Source organism: Algibacter aquimarinus (genome assembly GCF_039543265.1).
Lineage (GTDB): Bacteria > Bacteroidota > Bacteroidia > Flavobacteriales > Flavobacteriaceae > Algibacter_B > Algibacter_B aquimarinus.
Map to the genome: position 1 here is coordinate 120522 of NZ_BAABJK010000006.1, position 26660 is coordinate 147181.

Sequence of the window (26660 nt, forward strand, 5' to 3'; positions counted from 1 at the left end):
CAAATATAATTAACCCGAAGTTACCATTTTATATAAAATCTCCTTAATTTCACAGCCTTAAAAAAGCACACATATTTTATGGATTCTATTAATTATAGCAATTGCACAATTCACTTTAACAATGCCTGCTACGATGCAATAAATAAGTATATTGAAGTAATGAACTTTTCTAAAATATTTATTTTAGTAGATGAAAACACGCATGCACATTGCTTACCATATTTTTTGGAAAAACTAAACACTAGCATTGTTATTGAAATAATAGAAATAGAATCTGGCGAAATAAATAAAACAATTGATACTTGTGTTGGAGTTTGGAATACTCTATCTGATTTAGATGCTGATAGAAAAAGTTTACTGATTAATATTGGTGGTGGAGTTATTACCGATTTAGGTGGTTTTGTTGCATGTACTTTTAAACGAGGGATAAAATATATAAATATACCAACATCATTACTATCAATGGTTGATGCTTCTGTTGGTGGTAAAACTGGTGTTGATTTAGGTCATTTAAAGAATCAAATAGGTGTTATTAGCAATCCTGATTTAGTATTAATTGATACAAATTTTCTAGATACACTACCTAGAAATCAAATGCGTTCCGGACTAGCCGAAATGCTAAAACACGGTTTAATAACAGGTGAAGAATATTGGAGTAAATTTACAGATTTATCTAAATTAACATTAGATGATTTGGATGATTTAATTTATGAATCTGTAATGATTAAAAAAAACGTAGTTGAACAAGATCCTAATGAAAATGGTTTAAGAAAAACACTAAATTTTGGTCATACTCTCGGACACGCAATCGAATCATATTTTTTAAGTAATCCAGAAAAAACAACATTATTACACGGAGAAGCTATTGTTGTAGGGATGATTTTAGCTTGCTATATATCAACAAAATTGTTAGGTTTCCCTGAAGAAAAAACTCAATTAATCAAAAATATTTTTGTTGATTATTATGGTAAAACAACAATTAGTCAAAATGAATATGCCACAATAATTGATTTACTAAAATATGATAAGAAAAATAATCATGGTAATATAAACTTCGTTTTATTACAAGATATAGGAGTAACAAAAATTGATTGTATCGTGGATGAAGATGTTATAATTGATGCTTTTAAATATTATGATAATTAATTATTATTTAATTAATTCACTGAAACAAATATAAGCACAAGACCTAGAATAGTTCCTGTAACTCCTAAAATAGACGTAAGTCTTGAATCTCCCGAAGCAGCACTAATAGCTGAGTTATTAGGCTCTACATATATATAATCATTTTGTGTTAAGTAATAAACTGGAGAATTAAAGATTTCTTTACTAGTTAAATCTACTCGAGAATATGTTTTAGTTCCATTAAAATCTCTAATAACTAAAATATTATCTCTTCTACCATTTATTGATAAACCTCCAGCCATGGCCAATCCTTCTAAAATAGTCATACGCTCACCTGATACATTATATACACCTGGACCATTGACTGCTCCTTCTATAATCACCCTGTAGTTTAAGAGTCTAATAAGTATTACTGGATCTTTTAAAAGCTTACCTTCTTCAAATTTTTTCTTAAATAATTGTCTTGCCTCATCAACTGTGAGTCCTATTAGCTTTACTTTTCCTAGAACAGGGAAATCAATATTTCCATCTACATCAATTATATAGCCCATCATTTGGCCACCACCACCACCTTGGTTTGCCGCTTGAGTTAACGCATTATAAGGTGCTGAAAGTGTTGGATCAAATGTAGAAACTATAATACTAACTTCATCTCCTACTTTTAATTTTGCAGAAAATGTGTCAGTATCTACAACTGTTTCAAAATCTTTAGCATTTTGAAAATAAATTATATCTTTTTTTGTAACACATGATGTTACAAAAAAACTAACAATAACAAGGGTAATAAAAAAATTAAGTTTGAATTTAGGTGTAATCATTTTACTTTTTTTAGATATTGGGACGTTAACATTTGTTAAATATCATTTAAGACAATTGAATCGTCAAAAATATTCTTCAAATTACCAAATACTACTATAATCTACACTAAACTAAAATAATTTACAATAAAAAAGCCCTAAAAAGGGCTTTTTTATTGTAAGATAAATTACATTATAAATCATTAAAAATTGAATGCATTAAACGCTTTTTATCATTAATACTTTCTTCAAGAGAAATCATTGTTTCTGTTCTGTAAACACCTTCAATATCATCTAAAAGAAATATAATTTCTTTGGCGTGCTCTGTACTTTTAGCTCTAATTTTACAGAAAATATTAAATTTCCCTGTAGTTATATGAGCTACTGTTACATATGGAATTTCGTCTATACGCTCTAAAACAAATTTGGTTTGTGAGGTGTTATTTAAATAAACCCCAACGTAAGCAATAAAAGAGTACCCTAATTTTTTATAATCTAATGTTAATGAAGAACCTCTTATAATTCCAGCTTCTTCCATTTTTTTTACACGAACATGTACTGTTCCTGCTGAGATTAAGAGTTTTTTAGCAATGTCTGTAAACGGTATTCTTGTGTTATCAATTAACATATCAAGAATTTGATGATCTATTTCATCTAATTTAATTTTCCCCATAATTAACTTTTTCTTAAATATAAAGCAAAATTAATACATTTTTATTAATAATTATGTATTATCGATGTAGTTTATTTTAATAATAATGAGATTTTTTCATTATTCAATATTACGAAAACGTTTTCGTAACCAACTTCTATTTCTATCCCAGTATCATCTAAAACTTTATGACCGTTAGCATTTATTTCACGATGACCGTAAAAATCGTTTAGTTTTTCTATGGTGATAACTTTTGGCAAAAACTCTATTTTATCACCCACTAATTTTTCAGTGTATAAAATTCCTATATCGATTAAACCATTGTTTTCAGCATCGTATAATTTTGCATTTCGAATTATAATGTCATAGAAGCATTTATCATTTTCTGGAATTTCAAAATAAGACTCGTGAGAATACCCAGTAATTTCTGTTTTAGAAATATAATCTAAAGACTTTAATAACGATATAAAAATAAATTCTCTAACATTTTCTCTTGCATAATCATTTTTATAATGTCCTGCTTCAAACAAAACGGTAGGTACATCTTCGCTTTGAAAAGTATCACCCACACAATTAATATTAAATGCGTCATCATAAACACCAACTTGATTTGGGATTAATTCTTGTAAAGTGCTATTCATAACTGTAATTATTTCCATAGCAATTTTTCTGTTTTCAGTAACCGTGCAAAAATCATCTTGCGCAGGTGCTAAAAATGACACCGTTGCTGGATTATTACTTTTACCCGCACTAAAAATAGTTCTTTGCCCATGCAAATTATAACAAAAATGCGGCTTAAAAGTGTTAAATATACCTCTTAGTACTTTACTTTCAGGCTGAGATAAATTTTGAGCATCTCTATTTAAATCAATTTGGTTGGCATTTACGCGCGTGTAAACTTTGGCTCCATCTGGATTCAAAATTGGAATAATATATAAAGTACAAGCCTCTAAAATGTAGTTTATGTTAGAAGTTGAATCCAATAATGTATTTAATAAATCGAAAATGGCCTTTGTTGTAGTGGATTCGTTTCCATGCATTTGAGACCACATTAATATTCGTTTATTCCCATTTCCTATTTTCAATCCATAGATAGATTCATTTAAAACAGATTTACCAATAGACTCAACCTTGATTTTTTTATCAATTTTTTTTAATAAAGGAGCTATGTGTTTATTAGTGATATATCGATTAGAAATACTGGCTTCTTTGTGCTTTAAGAAAAGTGATTGAATATGTTTTAGTTCCATACAATTATTATAGGATACAAATGTAAACAATTGATTATTTACAATTGTAAACAAAGTAAAAATCATCTTTTGTTTACTTATGTAAACAACAATCAATAACATTAACACAAAATAGTAGTATTCATATAAAAATAAATTTAAATATCAAATTTTCAGTATTTTAATATAATTTATATTAAGTTTTAGTTTTAATATATTGCGTAGTATATAACATTTTAAACCTTTATTATTCTTTTTATGTTTACATTTGTTTATATATAATTTTAATTTTAAAAATAAAATGGTAAACACCGAAGAGTTTGCTAAAAGAATTCAAAAAATAATAGAATACTACGGAGAAACTGCTTCATCATTTGCGGAAAAAATTGGGGTACAACGCTCTAGTATTTCACATGTTTTATCAGGCAGAAATAAACCTAGTTTGGAGTTTGTTTTAAAAGTAGTTTCTTCATATCAGGAAGTAGAATTATATTGGTTATTAAATGGCAAAGGAGAATTCCCATCGGGAGATAATCTTAAATTGAAAAAAAGCAACTTCTCCTCTACATCTGCAGAAATAAAAAATAACCCTAGTGACGAAATAGATGCTCAAAAATCTATTGAACGTATTGTTATTTTTTATTCTGACGGAAGTTTTAAAAGTTTTCAAAATTAAATCCTTTCTTAGTAAATTTGTATTTCAAATACTTTTCATGAAAATAATCTATTTAATTCCATTGTTATTATTAACCAATTGTTACGAGTCTTCTAGAAACTGCAAAGAATTTAAAACGGGTAAGTTTTACAGTAAAGTGGTTATAAACGACAAATTGTTTAAATCTGAATTTACAAGAACTAAAGATTTACAAATAGAAGTTTATAATAATAAAATAGATTCATCTAAATTACGATGGATAAATGACTGTGAGGTTATTTTTAAAACTATAAACCCCAAACGAATGGCCGAGAAAAAGGATATTCATTTAAAAATACTCACCACTACAGATTCATCTTATACTTATGAATATTCGTATGTAGGTGAAACCAGAAAACAAAAAGGTATTGCTTATAGAGTTGATTAGGCGTTAATCAAATGGATATAAAAATGATTCAGCCAATTCAAAATCAACAGTTTCATCTTCATTTATAAAGTAGGTTAAAAATATCTCACCCCAATACTCTCCATCTGAAAAATCAGCAATAATCCATCTGTGATTTAGAATTTTAACTGTATTAACCAACATTTTTCTTCCTTCACTCGAGCTGTAAGGAATTAGAGGATTGTTACTTTTTTGTAAATTTAGTTCGTAAAGCTTGTCTTTTATAAGTGGAATCAATTTGCTAACATCGTATCCAGAATCTTCAAAATAACTGATGGCGTCTTCATTTCTGCTTAAATTAAAATGAGAAAGCTCTTGTATCTCATTTTGAAGATAAACTATTGAATCCTTGTAGGTTTGTGTTTGAGCTTTGTATTTACCAAGGTTGTTGTTCATGTCTTCAAATACACGTTTTGAATTTACATACTGAAACAAAATCAGTAGTACTGAAAACACAAATAGGTACATAAATATTCTTTGTTTCATTTTCTTTATATATTTATTTGTAAACCATCATATGCTAAAAATACATTTTTGGGCAGTGATTTTTCAACTTCCTTATGAAAACCAAGCAAATGACTAATATGAGTAAGATAAGCTGTTTCTGGATTTACTTTTTTTATAAAATTTAATGCTTCTTCCAAATTAAAATGTGATTGATGTGGCTCTATACGAAGTGCATTTACAACTAAAATTTTAACATTTTTAATCTTATCAATCTCTTTATCTTTAACTGTTTTCATATCAGTTAAGTATGCGAAATCCCCAAATTTAAAGCCAAAAACTTGTAATTCGTGATGCTTTCCTTTTATTGGTACAACAGTCAAAGTTCTTAAATTAAATGGTTTGTTTTTAATCCTATTGGTAATAACTGTTGGCGCACCGGGATATTTATTTTTAGTTTTAAAAACATAATCGAAACGCTTTTTTAAAGCTTTTAAAACACGTTTATGTGCATAAATTGGGATATCGCCTTGTCTGAAGTAAAACGGTCTTATATCATCAAAGCCTAAAACATGGTCTGAATGTTCGTGAGTAAAAATAATACCATCAATTTTCTCGGAACCCGCTCTAAGCATTTGTTGTCTAAAATCAGGCCCACAATCAACTACATAAGTATAACTATCCCATTCCACTAGAACAGACACACGTAATCTTTTGTCTTTTGAATCTTCACTTAAACATACAGGGTGCTTACTACCTATAATAGGAATTCCTTGCGATGTACCTGTGCCTAGAAAAGTAATTTTCAAATACGTTAATTTTTATACAAAAATAAGGTTATTTTTTTGTTTGATACACTTATTTAATACCTTTGTAAATACAAGAAATAACCTCTTATACATGGAAATTACCATAAAAGGCGATAAAGAATTTGATGATATTCCTTCACTAAAATCAAAGGCGCTTCGCATAAATTTAAACGAAAATATTTACGGAACATTTGCAGAAATTGGTGCAGGTCAAGAAACTTGTCGACATTTCTTTAGAGCCGGTGGTGCTTCAGGTACAATAGCCAAAGCAATGTCTGCATACGATAAAGATTTTAGTGATGCCATTTATGGAGCAGAAGATGACGGAAGATATGTAACAGAGGCACGTTTACGTAAAATGCTTTCCCATGAAATGAACCTCATGGAAAATAGATTAACCCGAGAGAATAATCCAAATAAAATATTCTTCACTTATGCCAATACTGTAGCTACTATTGATTTTGCAAAGCAATTCAAGGGCCATGGATGGGTAGGTATAAAGTATCAAGTTGAAGAAAATGGGGACTACAATGAAATTATCTTGCACTTGCGTTTTAAAGAAACTGACGCTCGATTGCAACAAGAAACTCTGGGAGTTTTAGGAACTAATCTTATTTACGGTGCTTTTTATAAGTATAACGAACCCAAGAAATTACTTCGATATCTTTATGACCATTTAGATAAAGATCAACTTGAAATAGATACAATAAATTTTTCTGGACCTGTATTTAAAAACGTAGATAATAGATTAATGAGTTTGCAACTTGTTAAAAACGGGATGACAGATGCCGTAATGTTTGGTCCTGACGGAACAAATGTTTTGCCTGCAAAAGTTTTTTACAAGAAAAACATTCTTGCACTAAGAGGTAGTTTTAGACCAGTAACCAAGGTAAACATGGCTATGTATGAGAAATCCTATAACATGTTTATCAAAGAGAATAAAGTAGATAAAGAAAAGACCGTTGTAGTCTTTGAAATCACACTTTCAAACCTTAGGGCTGAGGGAGAAATTGACGAACAAGATTTTATTGACCGAGCTGATTTACTTTGTTCTTTAGGACAATCGGTAATGATTTCAAACTTCCAAGAATACTTTAAAGTAGTTGAATATTTCTCAAAATACACTAAAGCCAGAATGGGTTTAGCCATGGGAGTTAGCAACTTAATAGATATTTTTGATGAGAAATATTACAGACATATAAGTGGTGGTATTTTAGAAGCCTTTGGTAAATTATTCTTTAAGGATTTAAAAGTTTATTTGTATCCTATGCTAGACGCAAAAACAGGTGAGCTTATAAATAGTGAAAATCTAAAAGTTTATCCACGAATGAAAGAATTGTACAAATTCTTCAAGTATAACGGAAAAGTTATTGATATTGAAGAGTATGATGAAAGCATTATGAATATTTTCTCTCGAGAAATTTTAAGAATGATTACAGATGGTGAACGTGGTTGGGAAGATATGGTCCCAGAAGGCACTGCAGATTTAATAAAAGATTACAGATTATTTGGTTACACCAGAAAACCTTTAACCTTAAGCAGAAAAAGAAAGCTGTAAAAAATATAATTTATTTATAATACAAAAAGAGGCTGTTTTTTAAAAACAGCCTCTTTTTGATTTAACCTAATATTTGTGCTGCGTGATCTTTCGTTTTTACTTTATCAATAACGCGTTCAACTTCTCCATTTTCGTTAATTAAAAATGTCATTCTATGAATGCCATCGTATTCCTTACCCATAAACTTTTTAGGGCCCCAAACACCAAAAGTATTTATAACTGTTTTATCTTCATCTGCCAATAAAGGAAACGGAAATTCGTATTTGTTTTTAAAATTAGATTGACGTTTTGCTGAATCTGCACTTACACCAAGCAATTCATAACCTTGATCTTGGAGTTCCTTGTAATTATCTCTTAAATTACAAGCCTCGACGGTGCAACCTGGAGTACTCGCCTTAGGATAAAAGAAAACTACTAACTTTTTACCTTTATAATCACTTAAAGAAATTGTGTTTCCTTGTTCATCTTGTGCTGTAAAATTAGGAACAGCATCACCTTGTTTTAGTGTATTCATAGTCTTAACTTTGATTTTTATCAAAAATACAACTTATGACTAAAAAAGAGAAGGTTAATTTTATTATTAACACCTTATATAAATTATACCCAGAAATACCAATCCCTTTAGATCATAAAGACCCATATACACTATTAATAGCTGTATTGTTATCTGCGCAATGTACAGATGTTCGTGTTAACCAAATAACACCATTACTTTTTGAAAGAGCAGACAACCCTTTTGATATGATTAAAATGTCTGTTGAAGACATAAAAGAAATTATAAGACCTTGCGGTTTATCTCCAATGAAAAGTAAAGGCATTTATGGACTATCTAAAATACTTATAGAAAAATATAATGGTAAAGTTCCGCAAAGTTTTGAAGCTTTGGAAGAATTACCAGCCGTGGGACACAAAACAGCAAGTGTAGTCATGTCACAAGCTTTTGGCGTGCCTGCATTTCCTGTAGATACTCATATTCACAGGTTAATGTACCGTTGGAATTTAACTAATGGTAAAAATGTAGCACAAACTGAAAAAGACGCCAAACGTTTATTTCCAAAGGAATTATGGAACGATTTACATCTTCAAATTATTTGGTATGGACGAGAATATTCTCCAGCTAGAGGCTGGAATCTTGAAAAAGATATTATTACCAGCACTATTGGAAGAAAATCAGTGCTTGAAGAATACTATAAAAATAAAAAGTCCTGATTTTTATTAAAAACAGGACTTTTTAAAAACTTAATTTAGAAGTGCTTCAAACTTCAATTTATTACAATTTATAACACGTAAAGCTTTTGAATAATTTAGAAGAAAATTAACCGTTTCTTCTCGCGGCTCAAGATTATCTAATTTTTTAATAGAATTTTCAGAGTAAATTTTTGCCATTTCTTTAATTTAAGGGTTAATACAAAATATTAACGTAGCAAAAATTACTTTATTGTATTAGTTTGTTAAAACAATATTATGCTTATCTATTATCTTTCTCAAATTAATTAATGCATAACGCATTCTACCTAAGGCAGTATTAATACTAACACCAGTTCTTTCAGATATTTCTTTAAAACTCATATCTTTATATATACGCATTAATAAAACCTCTTTTTGGTCTAATGGCAATTCATCAACTAAGCGTCTAACATCATTCTCAACTTGCTCTTTAATAATTGTTTTTTCAGCATTTAAACTTGAATCACTTAGCACAGAAAAAATACTAAACTCACCAGCATTATCAAATTTTGGCATTCTATTATTCTTTCTAAAAAAATCGATTACTAAGTTGTGAGATATACGCATAACCCAAGGCAAAAACTTTCCTTCTTCATTGTAAGCACCTCTTTTTAACGTTCTTATAACTTTTATAAAAGTGTCCTGAAAAATATCTTCAGCAACATCTCTGTCATAAACCTTAGAATAAATAAAACTGTAAATTTTTTGTTTGTGCCTTTTAATTAGAATCTCTAAAGCACTTTCATTGCCTTTAATGTAGTCGCTAACCAAAGTAGCATCTGTGATAAGTTCGTATTGCATAATAATTACTTTTAGCGCGCAGAAGAGGGCTTCTTTGCTTGGGGTTAAATGTTTAAAAGTAATGTTATGCTATAGGCAAGTGTTGATTTATAAATGATTAATGAATTCAAATATAACAACAATCGTTCCTAAAAAGCAAAGAATCGAGTCTTTTTTTAACAATTTATTCGATAAACGGTTATTTTTTATGCTCGTATACTTATAGTATCTTTGCAAAATTATTGCTACAAATGTCTATGAATACTACTATTTCAGAAGTAAATCCAAAAGAAAATATCATTATTAAAGGTGCAAAACTGCACAACTTAAAAAATATAGATGTTGTTATACCTAGAAATAAATTAGTAGTAATAACAGGTTTATCAGGCTCTGGAAAATCTAGTTTAGCTTTTGATACACTTTATGCTGAAGGACAAAGACGTTATGTTGAGAGTTTATCAAGTTATGCGCGCCAATTTTTAGGTAGATTAAATAAACCAAAAGTCGATTATATAAAAGGTATAGCACCAGCTATTGCTATTGAACAAAAGGTAAATTCTACAAACCCGCGCTCAACGGTCGGCACAACAACAGAAATTTATGATTATTTAAAACTTTTATTTGCTAGAATTGGTAAAACATATTCTCCTATTTCTGGTAATGAGGTAAAAAAAGATACAGTTTCTGATGTTTTAAACTATTTAAAAACTTTTGCTGAAAGAGAAAAACTACTCCTACTCGCCCCTATTTACCTAGAAGAAGGCCGAACTATTGAAGACAAACTTAAAGCTTTAAACCAGCAAGGATATGCTAGAATTAAAGTAAATGATGCTGTTGTAAGAATAGATGAAGTTGGAAAAATTAATAAAAAAGACAATTTACATTTAGTAGTAGATAGAGTTATAATTAAAGATGAAGAAGATTTCCTAAATCGTTTAGCTGATGCCGTACAAACGGCTTTTTTCGAGGGGAAAGGTGAATGTATTATTGAAACGCTTAGCGATAATAAGCAAAGACATTTTAGTAATAAATTTGAACTTGACGGCATTCAATTTTTAGAACCCAACGTGCATTTATTTAGTTTTAATAATCCTTACGGTGCTTGCCCTAAATGTGAAGGTTATGGTGATATTATAGGAATTGATGATGATTTAGTTATTCCAAATACAGGGCTTTCAGTTTACGACAACACTATTTTTCCATGGCGTGGAGAAAGCATGAGTTGGTATAGAGATCAATTAGTTAATAATTCACATAAGTTCGATTTTCCAATTCATAAACCCTTTTTTGAACTCAGCGATGACCAAAAACAGCTTATTTGGAAAGGAAACCAATATTTTGAGGGTTTAAACTCATTTTTTGCAGAACTAGAATCTAAAGCTTATAAAATTCAAAATCGGGTGATGTTATCACGATATCGTGGAAAAACGAAGTGTAAAACCTGTAACGGTAAGCGTTTACGAATTGAAGCTAACTATGTTAAAATTGGAGGTGTAACGATTACTGATTTGGTTGAAATGCCATTAGACAAGTTAACTAATTTCTTCAAGCAATTAGAACTTAATGATTACGATACGCAAATTGCCAACAGATTATTAAAAGAAATAAACAACAGACTTTCTTTCCTAGCAAATGTTGGTTTAGACTATTTAACGCTAAACAGGAAATCGAACACATTATCTGGTGGTGAAAGCCAGCGCATAAACCTAGCAACATCTTTAGGTAGTAGTTTGGTAGGTTCAATGTATATTTTAGACGAACCCAGTATTGGGTTGCATCCAAAGGACACCGAACGCCTTATATTAGTTTTAAAACAACTTCGCGATTTAGGAAACACTGTTATTGTAGTAGAACATGACGAGGACATAATGAAAGCTGCCGATAGCATAATAGATATTGGTCCTGAAGCAGGCACTTTTGGTGGTAATGTTGTTGCAAGTGGTACATATTCAGATATTTTAAAATCAGAATCTTTAACAGCCAAGTATTTAAATGAAAACTTAAAAATTGAAGTTCCAAAAAAACGACGAGACTCTAAGTATCATGTCGATATAAAAGGAGCTCGTGAAAACAATCTTAAAAACATTGATGTTCGCTTTCCTTTGGGAGTTTTAACCATTATTACTGGTGTTTCAGGAAGTGGAAAAAGTACATTAATTAAAAAAATATTATTCCCAGCTTTACAGAAAAAGTTAACAGATTTTGGAGATAAGCCGGGTCAGTTTACATCTATAGATGGGAATTTTAGCAACATCAAACAAATTGAGTTTGTTGACCAAAACCCTATTGGGCGCTCTTCTCGATCTAATCCAGTTACCTATATTAAAGCTTATGATGATATTCGTGCTTTATACTCAAAACAAAAATTAAGTGCCATTAGAAATTACCAAGCAAAACACTTTTCATTTAATGTAGATGGCGGGCGCTGTGAAACTTGTAAAGGTGAAGGTGAAGTAACTATTGAGATGCAATTTATGGCCGATGTGCATTTGGAGTGTGAAACTTGTAAAGGAAAACGCTTTAAAAAAGAAGTATTAGAAGTTACTTTTGCAGATAAAAATATTGATGATATTTTAAACCTAACCATTGATGATGCTGTTGCATTTTTTGAAGCTACAAATCAAGATAAAATAAAAAAGAAACTAAAACCTTTACAAGATGTTGGGTTGGGTTATGTTACTTTAGGTCAAAGTTCTTCTACCCTTTCAGGTGGTGAAGCACAACGTATTAAATTAGCATCATTTTTAGGCAAAGGCAATAATAAAGATAAAACACTTTTTATTTTTGACGAGCCTACTACGGGCTTACATTTTCATGATATTCAAAAACTATTAAAGTCTTTTAATGCTTTGATTGAAAACGGACACTCAATTCTTGTTGTTGAGCATAATTTGGAACTTATAAAATGCGCAGACCACATTATCGATTTAGGTCCAAAAGGTGGAGAATCAGGTGGTAATTTAGTCGCATTTGGTACTCCCGAAGATATAGTAAAGGTTAAAGCCTCAGAAACTGGGAAATATTTAAAAGATAAACTCTAGATATTTAATAGAATAAAAAGGCAAATATTCCTAAAATAAAAGCTGTTAAAGGCGCAACAAAGGATAGAAATAGAAACGTAACAAAACTTCCCTTGAGAAAAGTTTTAAATTTTCCTTGCTGATAAAATACGCGTAGCGCTTTCAATAAATAGAAAAAAGTTGAAAAGGCTATCAACCAGTCAATCCAATCTGGAGTATCTATAATAAAGTTTAAGCCTATTATAATACTAAATACAGTAAATAGGAATGAAAAGTAGTAAAAACTAAATACCAAATGATGTGCATAACTTCCACTTTTTCTATAAAACAGTTTTAAAAATAAAGCAAAAATTGGTAACAGAAAAAACATAGCTATGGGTATAGTATCATAAAATGCTTGTAATATACTCCCTCCCTTTCTAGATTTATAAAACTTTAAAGCTTGCGCATACAATCTACGTTTAAAAGCACCGGCATCATCAGGCAACCCCATTTCTTTATAAATCATTTTATCTGGAGCACCCTTAGCAATTAAAGAATCAATATTCCTTTCATTAAAATCAAAATTTACCATTCCATTTTGCTGGAAATTTTCAGCGTTTACTAAGGAATCTATTTGTTTTTCAGAAAAACCGTGAAACATTTTATTATCTTCTAAAGTCTTTCGGAGTTTTGCACGACCTATCGAATCTGCTACTTGTTTCTTTTTTATCTCAACAAGCCTTAGTGAATCCCTAACCTCTTTTGTTATGGTAGTATCTATAACTTTTTCCTGCTTTAATGTTTTAGCTAGGTTTTCATCTAAACTTCTCACTTGCTCACGCTGAATGAATGAGAATACAAAGAAAAACACAACTGATATAAATAAATACAATTGCGCTGGATGCAAGTATAATAAACGTTTACCTTCAATAAATCGTTTTGCCAAAAAACCTGGTTTTAGCATTAATGGCAAAAAGCTTTTAAAAAAACGTGCATCAAAAGAAAAGTAATTACTGATGGTATTATAAAAAAGCACCCCAACAGTCAAATCTTCTTTTGATTGTTGCCCACAATATGGACAAAAATAAAAATCTGCATCAAAATTTTGTTCGCAATTCTTACACGTTTCTTGCTCTTTAGCCATTTCCTAAATTGGTTTTTATAAAAATAGAAAATAAAATCATTTTATACTTAATCTATATTTTAAAAAATAAAATAAGTTTTTAAATACATTAAAGCACTTATAATTAGTGTTTTATATAACAAAACACTACTAATCAAAAAACTTTAAAATAGTTTTGGCACGCATATTGAAAACACACAATCATATAGCGTAAGCCGAAAAGCTAAAGAGTAGGCATAAATTAATCCTATATGATTATGAAAAGATTAGTACTATTATTCGCAGGTTTGTTAATAGGATTAACAACTGCATCAGCAACAGAACAGAACATCGAAAACACAGATGCTCATTTTAAGAAAAACAAACATTCTCGTTTAGCTCAACCTATTGTGTTTATTGAGCGAGGTGTAGAGTTTTTAATTTTCCCTGATGGTAGTTTCGATTTTAACACCAATATTGATAATAATTTTTATAACGATATATATTATAAAAATAACTCAAGAAGAAGCAATATAAATGTAGCTTACAGAGGCCCAAACGTAAACATTCAATATAGTAACGCTCGTCTTAACAGAAACAGAGGTGTGTCCATTATAAGAGATAGAAATGGTATGGTTAGACGTATTGGAAATGTGTTTTTAAATTATGATAGATTTGGTCGTATTACTCGTGCAGGTTCAGTTTTTATGAGTTATAACAGAGGAAGACACTCAAACCTATCTAGAGTTGGTAATTTACGAGTTAACTATAACCGTTGGGGAGAAATTATAAATACCCGAGGACAAGTAAACCGTTTTAATGATAATTGTAATTTTTGTGGCACCTTATCTTGTGATGTAGATCACAGACACGGAAATAGACATAGAAACAATAACGATTGGGACGATAGAAGGAATGTTGATAGATTTGATGACGACAATTACTATTACTACAAACAAAATGGTAAAGTAAAAAAACAAAAGAAAAACAAAAGATAATTTTTTGAATTAGTTATTTAGTTAAAAGTGAAAACTCGAAGTTATAATGATTTCGAGTTTTTTATTGTTCGTTTAACGGTCTCGGCTATGCCAAGTGGCGAGGGTTTGCACGAAACTTCACAAGTTAACACCAAATTGGAAATACCTGCAGAATTTTCAAAGTAGGCGAGAACAAAGAATTATTTATAGCCAATGTTGTACAATACTTATTTTGAGTTTAATTCAACATTAATTTTATTGATAAGATCAAGAGTGTTTTTTTCAACTCTTTTGCCCCGGGATTGAATTAAACTATTTTCAAAAGTAATAGCTTTTAGTAGTTTCAAGAACTTTAAATCTTCTCTCAATCTTTGATAATCCTCTTTACTTATTTCAAAAAACAACCCTCGAAAACTTAAAGGTTGATTTACATTATAATTCATTGAAAAATATTCTATGAGTTGTGGTTCGCTATGTAAGGCATGAAATCGTCCACGCTCTTCCTCATAAGTTTTATAATAAGGATATAACATATCGTATTGATATATAATAGCATCTCTTAAACTATCATTCTTAATTATTCCAACGCTTCTGTTTTGAAGTAAATTATAACCACTAGTTATGGGGCTAAAATGTGGTGTAGCTCTTAAAATAGCTGCACTTATTGATAAAGAATCGGACGGTTGATCAAGGTTTAGTATATGGTTCTTTACATCCACACAGGCTTTATTCACGAAATCTATTACCTCTAAATCCTCTCTTATTTCTATTAGGTCAGTTTGTAGATTGATTTGAATTTGCTTTAATATTTCAATTTCAAAATTATTTTCTTTTCGTTGTTCATTGAGGTAGTTTACTTGAAGAGCAATTAAGATACCAATAACTACAAGCACGATTTCTCCAATAGCATACTTAAAATACTTTCCAGTTTTATTTTGCATAAACAAGTTTTGGCGAATTTTTCTAAAGAATTTTATCATTGGTTAGTGATTTCTAATAATGAAGCACAACGACTTAATATGAAATCGTTTTAATGTTTTTTATCTGATATTAAACGAAATTCACTAATTTTTCTCACAAAAGCAATCAAAACAATTTCTACTTACTAAAAAGTTATTAACTATTTTTTGTTGATTTTCAAGGGTTTAAGAGATACTTTGTTTTTTTGGCACGCTGTTTGTAAATACATAATCGTAACCCTTAAAATTTACAATTATGAAAAAGATAGCATTTTTATTAGCAAGTTTACTCCTAGTGGGATTCTTTGTTAATGCAGACACGAAAAACGCAGAATTAAATACAACAGCCACTTATTATGGAGGTTACAGCAATTCTTTCATTTTTGTTGAAGGTGGTATTGAGTTTTCAGTTTTTAGAGACGGACAATTCGATTTTAATCTAATAAGAAACAATTCACGTTTTAATGTATCAATTGGATCTCCTAATGTAAATGTAAGTTTCAATTCTGGTTTCGATTACAACCCATATTTACAATATGATGAGTTTGGAGCCATTATTCAAATAGAAAACACTCCTATTTTTTACGATTATTATGGTCGTGTAAACCAAGTAGGTAATGTGAATATATTTTATAACAACTTTGGTTATGTATCGCGTGTTGGTGGGTTATTTGTTCACTATGATAACTTTAATCGTTTTTCACATCACACAGGTTTTATAAATGTATTTAACAGACGATATATTTACAGACCATGGCATAACTTTTATGTTGTACCGCCAAGAAACTTTTGTGTAGTGTATAACAGGCCCTACAGACAATTTTATAACCCTGTTCGTTATGTATACAACAGACCGTTTTATAATAACTACAGACCTGTATCATCAGTTTTTAGCAGACGCGGTAATAACGTTATAAGAAACAGAAGTTACGCAACAGTAAATAGAAGCTCTAGAAATGTTACACGAGTTAACAGAAATGCAAATACAAGAAGATCTGTTGCTCAAAACAATAAGTCTAATAGACGTGATAACGTTAACATAAACAGAACATCTAGATCTAATAATACTATTAGCAGAAATGAAAACAGACGTGATAACAATGTTATTAATAGAAGCTCAAGACCTAACAACAATACGGTTAGCAGAACTTCTAGAACAAACACAAATATTGGGAACAGAACGGTTAGTAAACGTGAAGTAAAAGCAACAAGAACACCTTCAAGAGGTAATTCGCAAGTTGTAAATACTAAAAGAACTACTGAAACCGTTAACAGAACATCTAGACCTAATGTAAATAGAACGAGTACAAGAACGGTAACGCGTAGTAATACAGTTACACAAAAACCAAAAAGCACAAATACTCGTAAATATAATAGAAGTGACAATAATAGAAACACTCAGCGTGTAGCAAATAGAACAGTACAGAGTAAATCAAAATCGACTCAGCGTACTGTAAGGTCTTCAACAAATAATAGACCTAAAGCAACACAAAAAAGAAGTAGTTCTAATAATAATAAAAGATCGACAAGCACAAGAAGACGATCGTAAAGATTTTGGTTGGTTAGTTTGGAAAGCCCTACGAGTAGTATGCCTCAAAGCAACATCGTGGGGTTTTCTGTTTCTAATTGTTACGTTTTATTGTTTTGTTTATAAGTGCCGTAATATCCTCAGAAAAATTAAAACCATAAACAATAAACAAATACACTACTCCTATTAATAGTGATTTTAACCCAATATTTATAAAAGGATTAAAAGGAAAATCCCAAAAATAAAACATCAGTGTGCATAACAAAATAAAAGCTCCTATTCTAAATGTAGTAACTGTAAAAGGCAGTATTTTAAATTTTTTATAAACGAAAAATAATTTAATTGAATTGTAAATAAAAACAGCAATAAATGTTGCTAAACCCGCACCATTAATACCATATAAGGGAATTAGAATTATGTTTAATATTATCATTAAAATAACTAATAATACTCCTAAAACTAAAACAATTCTGTAATAATCACTATTAAATAAAATGGCATTATTGCTTCCTAAAAACGAATCGTATAGTTTTACAATACCTATAATAAACACCACAAAAAGCCCTTTGCTAAACTCTTCTGGGATAATGTAATAAAGCTCATTTATATTTAAAACAATGAGTAAAAAAATGAAACCGCCTACTATAAATAAATTAACTGAACTTTTTTTGTATAAATCTTCTAAAGCTTCAAAATCCTTATCATTTAAAAACTTTGCAGACAATGGCATTAAAATTTGATGCATAGAGCGCTGTGGTACTGCTATTACGGCAGCAATAAATATAGCTACGTTGTAATATGCAATTTCTTCTATAGAAATATAACTACCCAACATTACTTTATCAATATCTAATAATGAGGTTGCTATAGACCCAGCAATGATTATTAAAAAGGAGTACTTTAAAATACGCTTCATATCATTAACTTTTCTGAACATGATAACAGGTAATTTTATACTGAAAGCGAAAAACATCATAATTAACATTCTTAAAACGTAAATGACAACCAAGCCCCACATAAACTGTTCAATATCAATCACTTTAAAATAAAGCAAAAACAGCAATAACATAATTCCTGCTCTATGATACACTTCTTTCATAAAGTTCCCAAAAACTGTTTTCATTTGCACTTTTGCCCATGCGAAAAACACCTCAAAATAGGCTAAAGAAGCAGCAATAAATATGGTATGCCACAAATACCCCTTAATTATAGAATTTCGTTCTGATAAAAAGTTACCAATAGTATTGTAGCCAAAAAATGTGATTAACACCAAAGGAATAATAATAAGTATTGGTAAAAACAACATGAGTGTTAAAAAACTATTTATTGAAATTCTTGACTTAAAAGAGGAATAAAATTTAACCAAGGTATTATGTACCCCAAATGCCATTAAAGGCATAACAACATAAGCTAAAGACATCATGTAACCTACCATTCCATAATATTCATCCGTCAAAAATTCGGTATATAAAAATAGCGTGTTAATTGCACCAATGACAAAGCCGATGTAAGTTGAAACGATGTTTTTTAAAGATTGTGATGCAACAATTCCCATCATATGAGTTTAGATAACGATTCTGTGAGCGATTTTCTATGGTATTTTTGCAAACCTATTGGTTGTGTTTTAAGAGTCTTATTTTGAAACGCTTTATAATGCATCAAGATAGTAGATTTTAATGATTTATAATCGTTGTAATAAAAGTAATCCCCTGTGTTGGTTTCCTTAATAATATTTTCAACGTCTGAACCTTTAGGACCTAATGCTACTATAGGTCTATTAGAAACAATATATTCAAATAACTTTCCAGGTATAATACACTTTGTTTCTTCAGAATCAATCTCTATCAATAGTAATAATTGTGATTTTTTTTGAAACTTAACTGATTCTTTATGTGATATATAACCTACATTATCTATATAGTTACTTAAATTATATTTATTAATAGATTCTAATACATTTTCGCTTACTGCTCCAACTAAATTTAATTGAAAATCATGAGCAAAACTTTCATTTTCTTGAATGTTTTCAGATAAAACTTGCCAAAGAATTTCAGGGTTTCGTTTTGACAGTAGTGATCCAATATGCGCCAATGTAAACTTTGAATCTTGCTCAATTTTTCCAACTAAATCATTATCATAACCATTTGTAATAACTTCTATTGGTTGATTTGTAATTTGTTGAAATTCATTTTTTGTAACAGAACTTGTTACAATAACTTGGTCTGCAGTATTTAAAACCTGCTTTTCTAATGCTTTATGTTTACATTTTGAGGCTTTTGTTAGTTTAAGTTGTTTGTGGTAACCAATTGTTGTCCACGGGTCTCTAAAATCTGCTATCCACTTCACCCCTAGTTTGTCTTTTAAACTTAAGCCTATTAAATGTAAACTATGCGGTGGCCCAGTAGTTATAATGGTCTTTATATTCTCTTTTGAAATATACTCTGAAAGGTAATTAATTGAAGGCTTTACCCAATTTTTACGTGCATCTGGAATAAAAAAGTTACCACGAATATAAAGCATTACTTTTTCAAAAAAACTTTGTCTTTTCTTTTCAGGAATAATCCCTTTACTAATAGTATTTGTTGATTTATTTGATAACGCTCCCGCAAACTTATAAGGTTCGTTTATAGGGTGTTTTAAAATAATTATATTATCAGGGATTTCAGAAATCAAACTCTTATCTATCAACGGATAACTCGGATTCTCAGGAATATAAACGATTGGTTCTACATCAAATTCGGGTAAATATTTTACAAATTTTAGCCACCGTTGTACTCCTGGTCCACCGGCAGGTGGCCAATAATAAGTGATTATAAGTATTTTTTTAGACACTTTTTTTACTCTTAAACTCGTAAAATAAACCAGCAATTAACAATATTCCTAATAAAATAGAACTTGCCAACGCTATTTTACTTCCGGTTTTTACAACATCAGGATCAAACTTAAATTCAATAATATGATTTCCTGCAGGTATGGACATTCCTCGTAGTATATAATTAACACGAATATGATTAGCTTTTTTTCCGTTAATTAGAGTTTTCCATCCATTACCATAGTAAACTTCTGAAAACACTGCAAAACCATCATTTTGATTGTTCGATTCGTATTTAAGGTAATTAGGTTTTACATCTATCAATTTAATTGACGCCAAAGAATCTACTTTAAATTGACTTGCATACGCTTTATCGTTTAATCTATAAACCGCTTTGTTTTTTGTATCTAACTTATCTAAAGCTTTTATTTCATCATTAGCAGATGCAACTTTATCTAATTCTTTTACAAACCAAGCATTACCATTAGCATCTGGATTGGCATAAGGGTATATATTTTTTTTATCGTCTTTAGCAATAATATACTTTGTATTAAGCATATTAAGCACATTAATATTATTTTTAGCGATATAAAAATCAAAAACTTCACGATACTTTTTTAATTCGGCTGCATTATATCCATTTAAAGAATTATGAAAGTAAGACGGTTTAGAGGGACCTGAAACCATATCAAAAACTCTAAAATGCGATTTATCTTTTAATATAGTTTTATCGGCTTCGTTTGCTTGAAATGGTTTATTGACTTTAATAGCCGATACAAAATCTTCATTATTTACATAACGCCTATCTACTCCAACCAAATCAAACAAAATAAACACCCCTAGCCCAACAATAACCAAATTCTCTTTCAACTTTCCTTTTAAATACATAAAAATAGTACCTGCGGAAAGTAAAACTAAAACTAATGTTCGTAAGGTATCGGTTGTAAAAACAGCTTTTCTATCTGCTTTAATCGCATCAATAAAGTCTACCCCATAACTTTGACGAAAATAACCATCATTTAGTCCAACAAAATCAAATGAAGACTTAAATATTAAGAATAAAACAGCCAAACCACCCGTAATTGCTGTTGCATACTTTAAAGCTTTCAGTTTATCATCTTTACTTTCAAAATCATTAAATAATTTCGAAAGTCCGAAAATAGCCAACAACGGAATACATAATTCTAAAATGACCTGAATAGAACTTACTGCCCTAAACTTATTGTACATAGGAACATAATCGATAAAGAAATTGGTTAAAAATCCTAAATTCTTCCCATAAGACAATAATAGAGAAAGTAATGTACCACCAACAATCCACCATTTTAATCGTCCTTTTACTAAAAACAAAGCGAATGCAAATAGAAACAAAACAACAGCACCTACATAAGCAGGAGCCTCTACAATAGGTTGGTCTCCCCAATACATTGGTGCATGCTTAGCTTGATCAGCAGCTTGTGTTGTAGTAGCCCCTAATGCCCTAAATGTATTGTATGTATTAGAATCTTTACCAACATTATCATAAGTTCCACCTCCCATAAAACGTGGGATAAATAAATTAAATGTTTCTAAAATACCGTAACTAAATTGCGTAATATATGCTCTATCTAAACCCGAAGTAACTTCTTTTGGAGAGCCATCGGCATTTATAGTTAACTCACTTTTACCACGCGTACTTTCTTTTACGTATTCTTGCGTTGCCATAACACCAGTTGCATTTAAAGCTATAGCTAGTAAAACAGCACCACACAAAATGCATACTGATTTGAAAAAATGTGGTAATACCTTTTTCCTATAAGCATCAATTAAATAAACTACGCCCAAAACAATTACCAATAGCAATAAATAGTAAGTCATTTGAAAATGATTTGCTACTATTTCTAATCCCATGGCCACAGCTGTTAATAAAAAACCTGCAACGTATTTTCTTTGAAAAGTTAGCAATATTCCACTTAAAACTAAAGGCATATAAGCAATAGCATGTGCTTTACTATTATGTCCAACACCCAATATTATTATTAAATAAGTAGAAAAACCAAAAGCTAAAGCGCCTAAAGCAGCGAGTTTAAAATCGACTTTAAGTACTAATAATAAAATATAAAAACTTAGTAAATATAGGAATAGATAATCTGCGGGTCTTGGTAAAAAACGAAGCGATAAATCAAGTTTTTTTATGTAATTGTGTGGGTATTTTGTACCCAATTGATAGGTTGGCATGCCTGAAAACGCACCATTTGTCCAATAGGTTTCCTCTCCTGTCGCAGCTTTAAAATCTTTTTGCTGTTTACTCATGCCAATATATTGCATGATATCACTTTGAAAAATCTGCTTCCCTTTTAAAACAGGGCTAAAATAAGCTAAAGACAGTATTATAAATCCTAAAAGAACTAGAACATGAGGTAATATTCTTTTTATTGAAAATTGCATGAAAATGTTTTAAAAACAATGAATGCGAAAATTAATCAATTTCTTCGTAATCCACATAATCGCCAACATCTTTATTTGAAGTTTTAGTTTTTGGCATTTTATCAATTGTAATTTCGCCTACTTTTTTGCTAGGCTCTTTTTGCTTTTGTTTTTGATACTGACCAAATTGGTCTCCAAAGCGTTGTTCTGCTTTTTTTGCTGCATACTTAACTAAAAATGGTGCAAAAATTCTTGAAAGTACTTTAAAAATATAATAGACTAATACAATTATAAATATGGTTCTTAATAAACCCATTATGAAATTTTTTGTTAAAAACTTAGTACAAAAATACAATTCTGTTCGTTTAAAAAACGTTCAGAAATGATAAAAAAAGTATAAAATATCTATATTTGAGAACCCATAAGTTCTAAAAACAAAAAAATTAAATGGTATTTTATCTAAAATTCCGTGTAAAACCTTAATTATGAGCCCAATCAAACCTACCTTAGTTTTAATTTTTAGCTTGATTACCATGCAAGCTTTCAGTCAATACACAGATGTTATAAATTCTAATAGACCAGGAGTTTCAAGAAGTGCTTTTTCTGTTGGTACCAACGTAGCACAGTTTGAAGTTGGCCCATATATATTAAAAGAAGAACGAACACCTGCAACTGCATTTGAGGTATCTGGATTTGGAGTAGACTTTGCAGCTCGCTATGGCTTACTTTGGGAAGAATTAGAATTAAATATTGAGGGTACGTTTCAAAACGACACCCAAACATTTACATCTAACATTTCTAACGAGAACAAACGCGCAAATTTTAGAAGTTTAGCTATTGGTGCTAAATATTTAATTTACGACCCTTATAAAAATTCTGAAGATGACAAACCTAACCTATACAGTTGGAAAGCAAATCATAGTTTTAAATGGAAATCATTAATACCAGCCGTAGCAGTTTATGCTGGCGCTAATTTTGACACCAAGGACAATCCGTATACCGCTCCAGGTATTGAAGGATTTAGTCCAAAAGTAATGATCGCAACCCAAAATAATTTTGCAGGTGGCTGGGTATTTATTATGAATTTAGTAAAAGACAGAATAGGTACAGATCAATCTGATTTTTCTTATGTACTAACCTTAACCCATTCATTTAGTCCGCAATGGGTTGTATTTGGCGAAACGCAAGGTATAAAAAGTGATTTTTATGCAGATAATTTATTCAGATTTGGGGGTGCATATTTATGGACTAAAGATTTTCAGTTGGATACTGCCTTAACTTTTAACACAAAAGACACGCCATCAGTATTTAGTGTAAATTTTGGGATGTCCTATCGCCTAGATTTTCATAGAGATAAGGAAATTGACAACGGAACATCTGCAAAGGATGAAGGAAAAAGACGTTTCAATAAAAAAAGAAAAAAGAAAAAAGGAGACAGCTCTGATAAAGCTAGTACTAAGAAAAAACGAAAGAAAGATGATATAGATTTTGATGATAACTAAACACCAAAATTTATAATTTGAATATGATTACACTTAAAGAAGTAAAAACAAAAAAAGATTTAAAGGCATTTGTAAAGTTTCCTTTTAAATTATATAAAGGTTCAGACTATTGGGTACCACCAATTATTAGTCAAGAAATAAAAACCTTCAATGAAAAGGAAAACCCAGTTTTTAATGACGCTGAAACTACATTGTTTTTAGCATTTAAAGGTAACGAAATAGTAGGTAGAATAGCTGCAATAACTAATTGGTTAGAGGTTAAAAACCAAAATTTGAAGAAAATGCGTTTTGGTTGGTTCGATTTTATTGATGACTTAGAAGTTTCTCAAATGCTTTTAAGTAAAGTTGAAGAAATTGGAAAGAAAAAAAAGCTAGATTTTGTTGAAGGACCAGTTGGCTTTTCTAATCTTGATAAAGTTGGTGTAATGACAGAAGGTTTTGATTCAATATCTTCAATGATTACATGGTACAATCATCCTTATTATATAAAACACTACGAGTCTGCTGGTTACCAAGTTGAAAAGTCATATTCAGAAAGTAGGTTTCCTTTCGAAAATGTAAAGCCTGAGTTTTTCAAAAAAGCTCAAGAGCTAATAAAAAGACGTTATCAACTAACGCCGTTAAAGCTCACTAAAACAGAAGAGGTTATGCCTTATGCAGATAAGATGTTTGATTTGTTTAATGAAAGTTATGCCTCATTATCCTCTTTTGTTGCAATTAATGAAATTCAAAAAGAATATTTTAAAAAGAAATTTATAAGTTTTATAAATCCAGAATATATAAAATTTGTTGTTGATAAAGATGACAACATGGTTGGGTTTGCTATTGTAATGCCAGCTTTTGCTAAAGCTTTACAAAAAATGAATGGAAAACTATTTCCTTTAGGATTTAGACATATTATGAATGCTAAAAAACATAGCAAAGACGTGATGTTTTATTTAATTGGTATTCATCCCGATTATCAAAACAAAGGAGTACATGCAGTAATTTTCAATGAATATTATGAAACTTTCAAAGAAAAAGGTATTGAAACATGTTACAGAACTCCGGAACTAGAAGATAATGAAGCCATACATAGAATATGGAAACACTTCTCACCTGAAGTTTATAAACGCAGAAAAACACTTAGAAAAGATATCGCATAAAAAAATCCGATTCTCTAAGAGAATCGGATTTTTTATTTGTTTGTTTTTTTATAGAAATTACTCTCCCATTGCAGCCATAACTGCAGCAGATAAGCGTTTATAAGTTCCATTATCTAAACGTTCTCTAATAGCATCAAAGGCGTCTAGAGTTTCTTCAACATCTTGTAATGTATGTGTAGCTGTTGGAATCATTCTAAGTAAAATTAATCCTTTAGGTATTACAGGGTAAACTACTATAGAACAGAATATTCCGTAATTTTCACGCAAATCTCTAACTAAAGCCATAGCTTCAGGAATACTTCCTTTTAAATATACCGGTGTAACACAACTTTGAGTTGTTCCTATATCAAAACCACGAGCTTTTAAACCAGATTGTAGTGCATTAACTATCTTCCAAAGATTCTCTTTTAACTCAGGCATTGTTCTAAGCATTTCTAATCGCTTTAATGCGCCAACAGTTAGTTGCATTTGCAAAGATTTTGCAAACATTTGAGAACGTAAATTGTATTTTAAATAGTCTATAATTTCTTGGTCTGCAGCAATAAATGCTCCGGTACTAGCCATTGATTTAGCAAACGTAGCAAAATACACATCAATATCATCTTGAACACCTTGCTCCTCACCGGCACCAGCACCTGTTTTTCCTAAGGTTCCAAAACCATGTGCATCATCAACTAGAAATCTGAAATTAAATTTCTTTTTTAAAGCTACTATTTCTTTTAAACGACCTTGTTCTCCTCGCATTCCAAAAACACCTTCAGAGATTACTAAAATACCACCTCCTGTTTGTTCAGCCATTTTAGTAGCGCGCTCTAAGTTCTTCTCTAAACTCTCAACATCGTTATGCTTATATGTAAATCGTTTACCCATGTGTAATCGTACACCATCAATTATACAAGCATGCGAATCTACATCGTAAACAATAATATCATCTTTACCAACTAAAGCATCAATAGTCGATAATATCCCTTGGTAACCAAAATTTAAAAGGTAAGCTGCTTCTTTTTTAACAAAAGCCGCTAATTCATTTTGAAGTTGCTCGTGCAAATCTGTATGACCAGACATCATTCTAGCACCCATTGGATAAGCTGACCCATATTTTATTCCAGCCTCAGCATCTACTTTACGAACTTCAGGATGGTTAGCCAAACCCAAATAATCGTTAATACTCCAAGTAATAACATCTTTTCCTTGAAATTTCATTCTATTAGAAATCTCTCCTTCTAGTTTAGGAAAAACAAAATATCCTTCAGCTTGTGACGCCCATTTGCCTAATGGTCCTTTGTCCTTATAAATCTTTTCAAATAAATCTTTCATTTATTATAGTATAGTTGCTATTAATGTTAAGACATAACTATCGACCAGGAGAGGCTTTTACAAGGAAAAACAAAAAAACTTTTTAATGTTTCATTATGTTTTATGAAAGCTTTAATCTTTAGTTAGTTGTGCAAAATTAATTATTTATATTGTTTGTTCATAATTTTTACCTCTCAATTATTAATAAAA

The 26660-nt window shown here is 30.3% G+C and carries 25 protein-coding genes; 10 read left to right on the forward strand and 15 right to left on the reverse strand.

Annotated features, from left to right (window positions below):
* The first annotated feature begins 78 nt into the window (after positions 1-78).
* On the forward strand, positions 79-1146 hold the full coding sequence (gene aroB, locus ABD939_RS09690) for a 3-dehydroquinate synthase (RefSeq protein ID WP_345167709.1): 1068 nt from the start codon (positions 79-81) through the stop codon (positions 1144-1146).
* 11 nt (positions 1147-1157) lie between these two features.
* On the opposite strand, the gene ABD939_RS09695 is transcribed toward aroB, so the two are convergent.
* The 3 genes from ABD939_RS09695 to ABD939_RS09705 form a co-directional block, all read right to left on the reverse strand.
* A complete protein-coding gene (locus ABD939_RS09695) occupies positions 1158-1943 on the reverse strand; it encodes a polysaccharide biosynthesis/export family protein (RefSeq protein WP_345167713.1) in 786 nt (261 codons plus the stop codon).
* Positions 1944-2115: 172 nt separating this feature from the next.
* Positions 2116-2595, reverse strand: coding sequence for an Lrp/AsnC family transcriptional regulator (locus ABD939_RS09700; protein WP_345167715.1), 480 nt, complete (start codon positions 2593-2595; stop codon positions 2116-2118).
* A gap of 71 nt (positions 2596-2666) precedes the next feature.
* The gene (locus ABD939_RS09705; protein WP_345167717.1) at positions 2667-3824 is read right to left on the reverse strand and encodes a M14 family zinc carboxypeptidase; all 1158 of its coding nucleotides are present in this window, start codon (positions 3822-3824) and stop codon (positions 2667-2669) included.
* A gap of 280 nt (positions 3825-4104) precedes the next feature.
* On the opposite strand from ABD939_RS09705, the gene ABD939_RS09710 reads away from it, so the two are divergent.
* Positions 4105-4479: a helix-turn-helix domain-containing protein gene (locus ABD939_RS09710; RefSeq protein WP_345167719.1), complete on the forward strand. Its 375-nt coding sequence runs from the start codon at positions 4105-4107 to the stop codon at positions 4477-4479.
* 37 nt (positions 4480-4516) lie between these two features.
* On the forward strand, positions 4517-4885 hold the full coding sequence (locus ABD939_RS09715; RefSeq protein WP_345167722.1) for a DNA topoisomerase IV: 369 nt from the start codon (positions 4517-4519) through the stop codon (positions 4883-4885).
* Positions 4886-4888: 3 nt separating this feature from the next.
* Here the strand turns inward: ABD939_RS09715 and ABD939_RS09720 are convergent, their stop codons facing one another.
* Both ABD939_RS09720 and ABD939_RS09725 read right to left on the reverse strand, forming a co-directional pair.
* On the reverse strand, positions 4889-5389 hold the full coding sequence (locus ABD939_RS09720) for a hydrolase (protein WP_345167725.1): 501 nt from the start codon (positions 5387-5389) through the stop codon (positions 4889-4891).
* A 5-nt stretch (positions 5390-5394) separates the two neighbouring features.
* Positions 5395-6156: an MBL fold metallo-hydrolase gene (locus tag ABD939_RS09725; protein WP_345167728.1), complete on the reverse strand. Its 762-nt coding sequence runs from the start codon at positions 6154-6156 to the stop codon at positions 5395-5397.
* 91 nt (positions 6157-6247) lie between these two features.
* Between ABD939_RS09725 and ABD939_RS09730 the strand changes: the two genes are divergently transcribed.
* A complete protein-coding gene (locus tag ABD939_RS09730; RefSeq protein WP_345167730.1) occupies positions 6248-7714 on the forward strand; it encodes a TonB-dependent receptor in 1467 nt (488 codons plus the stop codon).
* A 61-nt stretch (positions 7715-7775) separates the two neighbouring features.
* Here the strand turns inward: ABD939_RS09730 and bcp are convergent, their stop codons facing one another.
* A complete protein-coding gene (gene bcp, locus ABD939_RS09735; protein WP_345167733.1) occupies positions 7776-8228 on the reverse strand; it encodes a thioredoxin-dependent thiol peroxidase in 453 nt (150 codons plus the stop codon).
* A 35-nt stretch (positions 8229-8263) separates the two neighbouring features.
* Here bcp and ABD939_RS09740 point away from each other — a divergent pair, with 35 nt between their 5' ends.
* On the forward strand, positions 8264-8923 hold the full coding sequence (locus ABD939_RS09740; RefSeq protein ID WP_345167735.1) for an endonuclease III domain-containing protein: 660 nt from the start codon (positions 8264-8266) through the stop codon (positions 8921-8923).
* Positions 8924-8953: 30 nt separating this feature from the next.
* On the opposite strand, the gene ABD939_RS09745 is transcribed toward ABD939_RS09740, so the two are convergent.
* Positions 8954-9100 carry a hypothetical protein gene (locus tag ABD939_RS09745; RefSeq protein WP_345167737.1) on the reverse strand — a complete coding sequence of 49 codons (147 nt, stop codon included), beginning with the start codon at positions 9098-9100 and terminating at the stop codon, positions 8954-8956.
* Positions 9101-9157: 57 nt separating this feature from the next.
* Complete coding sequence (locus ABD939_RS09750) at positions 9158-9742, reverse strand: RNA polymerase sigma factor (RefSeq protein ID WP_345167740.1); 585 nt, start codon at positions 9740-9742, stop codon at positions 9158-9160.
* A gap of 236 nt (positions 9743-9978) precedes the next feature.
* On the opposite strand from ABD939_RS09750, the gene uvrA reads away from it, so the two are divergent.
* Positions 9979-12762: an excinuclease ABC subunit UvrA gene (gene uvrA / locus ABD939_RS09755; protein ID WP_345167743.1), complete on the forward strand. Its 2784-nt coding sequence runs from the start codon at positions 9979-9981 to the stop codon at positions 12760-12762.
* A gap of 4 nt (positions 12763-12766) precedes the next feature.
* On the opposite strand, the gene ABD939_RS09760 is transcribed toward uvrA, so the two are convergent.
* The gene (locus ABD939_RS09760; RefSeq protein ID WP_345167746.1) at positions 12767-13867 is read right to left on the reverse strand and encodes a DUF3667 domain-containing protein; all 1101 of its coding nucleotides are present in this window, start codon (positions 13865-13867) and stop codon (positions 12767-12769) included.
* A 236-nt stretch (positions 13868-14103) separates the two neighbouring features.
* On the opposite strand from ABD939_RS09760, the gene ABD939_RS09765 reads away from it, so the two are divergent.
* Positions 14104-14823: a hypothetical protein gene (locus tag ABD939_RS09765; protein WP_345167749.1), complete on the forward strand. Its 720-nt coding sequence runs from the start codon at positions 14104-14106 to the stop codon at positions 14821-14823.
* Between the two features lie 206 nt (positions 14824-15029).
* On the opposite strand, the gene ABD939_RS09770 is transcribed toward ABD939_RS09765, so the two are convergent.
* The gene (locus ABD939_RS09770) at positions 15030-15743 is read right to left on the reverse strand and encodes a DUF6090 family protein (RefSeq protein ID WP_345167751.1); all 714 of its coding nucleotides are present in this window, start codon (positions 15741-15743) and stop codon (positions 15030-15032) included.
* Positions 15744-16017: 274 nt separating this feature from the next.
* On the opposite strand from ABD939_RS09770, the gene ABD939_RS09775 reads away from it, so the two are divergent.
* Positions 16018-17310, forward strand: a complete 1293-nt coding sequence (locus ABD939_RS09775) for a hypothetical protein (protein ID WP_345167754.1) — start codon at positions 16018-16020, stop codon at positions 17308-17310.
* Positions 17311-17383: 73 nt separating this feature from the next.
* On the opposite strand, the gene ABD939_RS09780 is transcribed toward ABD939_RS09775, so the two are convergent.
* From ABD939_RS09780 to ABD939_RS09795, 4 genes are read right to left on the reverse strand one after another with little or no spacing between them, the layout of a single operon-like run.
* A complete protein-coding gene (locus ABD939_RS09780; protein WP_345167757.1) occupies positions 17384-18847 on the reverse strand; it encodes a lipopolysaccharide biosynthesis protein in 1464 nt (487 codons plus the stop codon).
* Positions 18844-20121 carry a glycosyltransferase family 4 protein gene (locus ABD939_RS09785; RefSeq protein ID WP_345167760.1) on the reverse strand — a complete coding sequence of 426 codons (1278 nt, stop codon included), beginning with the start codon at positions 20119-20121 and terminating at the stop codon, positions 18844-18846. Before ABD939_RS09785 ends, ABD939_RS09780 begins: the two co-directional genes overlap by 4 nt.
* Entirely contained in the window at positions 20114-22528 is a 2415-nt protein-coding gene (locus ABD939_RS09790) for a YfhO family protein (protein ID WP_345167762.1), read from the reverse strand. Before ABD939_RS09790 ends, ABD939_RS09785 begins: the two co-directional genes overlap by 8 nt.
* A 31-nt stretch (positions 22529-22559) precedes the next feature.
* The gene (locus ABD939_RS09795; RefSeq protein ID WP_345167765.1) at positions 22560-22823 is read right to left on the reverse strand and encodes a DUF4834 family protein; all 264 of its coding nucleotides are present in this window, start codon (positions 22821-22823) and stop codon (positions 22560-22562) included.
* Positions 22824-22992: 169 nt separating this feature from the next.
* Between ABD939_RS09795 and ABD939_RS09800 the strand changes: the two genes are divergently transcribed.
* Together ABD939_RS09800 and ABD939_RS09805 are read left to right on the forward strand one after the other, a co-directional pair.
* Positions 22993-24009, forward strand: coding sequence for a transporter (locus ABD939_RS09800; protein WP_345167769.1), 1017 nt, complete (start codon positions 22993-22995; stop codon positions 24007-24009).
* Positions 24010-24032: 23 nt separating this feature from the next.
* On the forward strand, positions 24033-25154 hold the full coding sequence (locus tag ABD939_RS09805; protein ID WP_345167772.1) for a GTP cyclohydrolase: 1122 nt from the start codon (positions 24033-24035) through the stop codon (positions 25152-25154).
* Positions 25155-25211: 57 nt separating this feature from the next.
* Here the strand turns inward: ABD939_RS09805 and capB are convergent, their stop codons facing one another.
* Complete coding sequence (gene capB, locus ABD939_RS09810) at positions 25212-26471, reverse strand: cysteate-C-fatty acyltransferase (RefSeq protein WP_345167774.1); 1260 nt, start codon at positions 26469-26471, stop codon at positions 25212-25214.
* Positions 26472-26660: the final 189 nt, after the last annotated feature.

What these genes read in the sequence shown, in the direction of transcription:
- ABD939_RS09700 (WP_345167715.1), bottom strand. Translation starts at nt 2,595, where the DNA reads ATGGGGAAAATTAAATTAGATGAAATAGATCATCAAATTCTTGATATG.
- ABD939_RS09710 (WP_345167719.1), top strand. Translation starts at nt 4,105, where the DNA reads ATGGTAAACACCGAAGAGTTTGCTAAAAGAATTCAAAAAATAATAGAA.
- ABD939_RS09795 (WP_345167765.1), bottom strand. Translation starts at nt 22,823, where the DNA reads ATGGGTTTATTAAGAACCATATTTATAATTGTATTAGTCTATTATATT.
- ABD939_RS09715 (WP_345167722.1), top strand. Translation starts at nt 4,517, where the DNA reads ATGAAAATAATCTATTTAATTCCATTGTTATTATTAACCAATTGTTAC.
- ABD939_RS09800 (WP_345167769.1), top strand. Translation starts at nt 22,993, where the DNA reads ATGAGCCCAATCAAACCTACCTTAGTTTTAATTTTTAGCTTGATTACC.
- ABD939_RS09740 (WP_345167735.1), top strand. Translation starts at nt 8,264, where the DNA reads ATGACTAAAAAAGAGAAGGTTAATTTTATTATTAACACCTTATATAAA.
- ABD939_RS09760 (WP_345167746.1), bottom strand. Translation starts at nt 13,867, where the DNA reads ATGGCTAAAGAGCAAGAAACGTGTAAGAATTGCGAACAAAATTTTGAT.
- ABD939_RS09775 (WP_345167754.1), top strand. Translation starts at nt 16,018, where the DNA reads ATGAAAAAGATAGCATTTTTATTAGCAAGTTTACTCCTAGTGGGATTC.
- ABD939_RS09745 (WP_345167737.1), bottom strand. Translation starts at nt 9,100, where the DNA reads ATGGCAAAAATTTACTCTGAAAATTCTATTAAAAAATTAGATAATCTT.
- ABD939_RS09805 (WP_345167772.1), top strand. Translation starts at nt 24,033, where the DNA reads ATGATTACACTTAAAGAAGTAAAAACAAAAAAAGATTTAAAGGCATTT.
- bcp (WP_345167733.1), bottom strand. Translation starts at nt 8,228, where the DNA reads ATGAATACACTAAAACAAGGTGATGCTGTTCCTAATTTTACAGCACAA.
- ABD939_RS09750 (WP_345167740.1), bottom strand. Translation starts at nt 9,742, where the DNA reads ATGCAATACGAACTTATCACAGATGCTACTTTGGTTAGCGACTACATT.
- aroB (WP_345167709.1), top strand. Translation starts at nt 79, where the DNA reads ATGGATTCTATTAATTATAGCAATTGCACAATTCACTTTAACAATGCC.
- ABD939_RS09720 (WP_345167725.1), bottom strand. Translation starts at nt 5,389, where the DNA reads ATGAAACAAAGAATATTTATGTACCTATTTGTGTTTTCAGTACTACTG.
- ABD939_RS09730 (WP_345167730.1), top strand. Translation starts at nt 6,248, where the DNA reads ATGGAAATTACCATAAAAGGCGATAAAGAATTTGATGATATTCCTTCA.
- ABD939_RS09790 (WP_345167762.1), bottom strand. Translation starts at nt 22,528, where the DNA reads ATGCAATTTTCAATAAAAAGAATATTACCTCATGTTCTAGTTCTTTTA.
- ABD939_RS09705 (WP_345167717.1), bottom strand. Translation starts at nt 3,824, where the DNA reads ATGGAACTAAAACATATTCAATCACTTTTCTTAAAGCACAAAGAAGCC.
- ABD939_RS09780 (WP_345167757.1), bottom strand. Translation starts at nt 18,847, where the DNA reads ATGATGGGAATTGTTGCATCACAATCTTTAAAAAACATCGTTTCAACT.
- uvrA (WP_345167743.1), top strand. Translation starts at nt 9,979, where the DNA reads ATGAATACTACTATTTCAGAAGTAAATCCAAAAGAAAATATCATTATT.
- ABD939_RS09770 (WP_345167751.1), bottom strand. Translation starts at nt 15,743, where the DNA reads ATGCAAAATAAAACTGGAAAGTATTTTAAGTATGCTATTGGAGAAATC.
- capB (WP_345167774.1), bottom strand. Translation starts at nt 26,471, where the DNA reads ATGAAAGATTTATTTGAAAAGATTTATAAGGACAAAGGACCATTAGGC.
- ABD939_RS09695 (WP_345167713.1), bottom strand. Translation starts at nt 1,943, where the DNA reads ATGATTACACCTAAATTCAAACTTAATTTTTTTATTACCCTTGTTATT.
- ABD939_RS09765 (WP_345167749.1), top strand. Translation starts at nt 14,104, where the DNA reads ATGAAAAGATTAGTACTATTATTCGCAGGTTTGTTAATAGGATTAACA.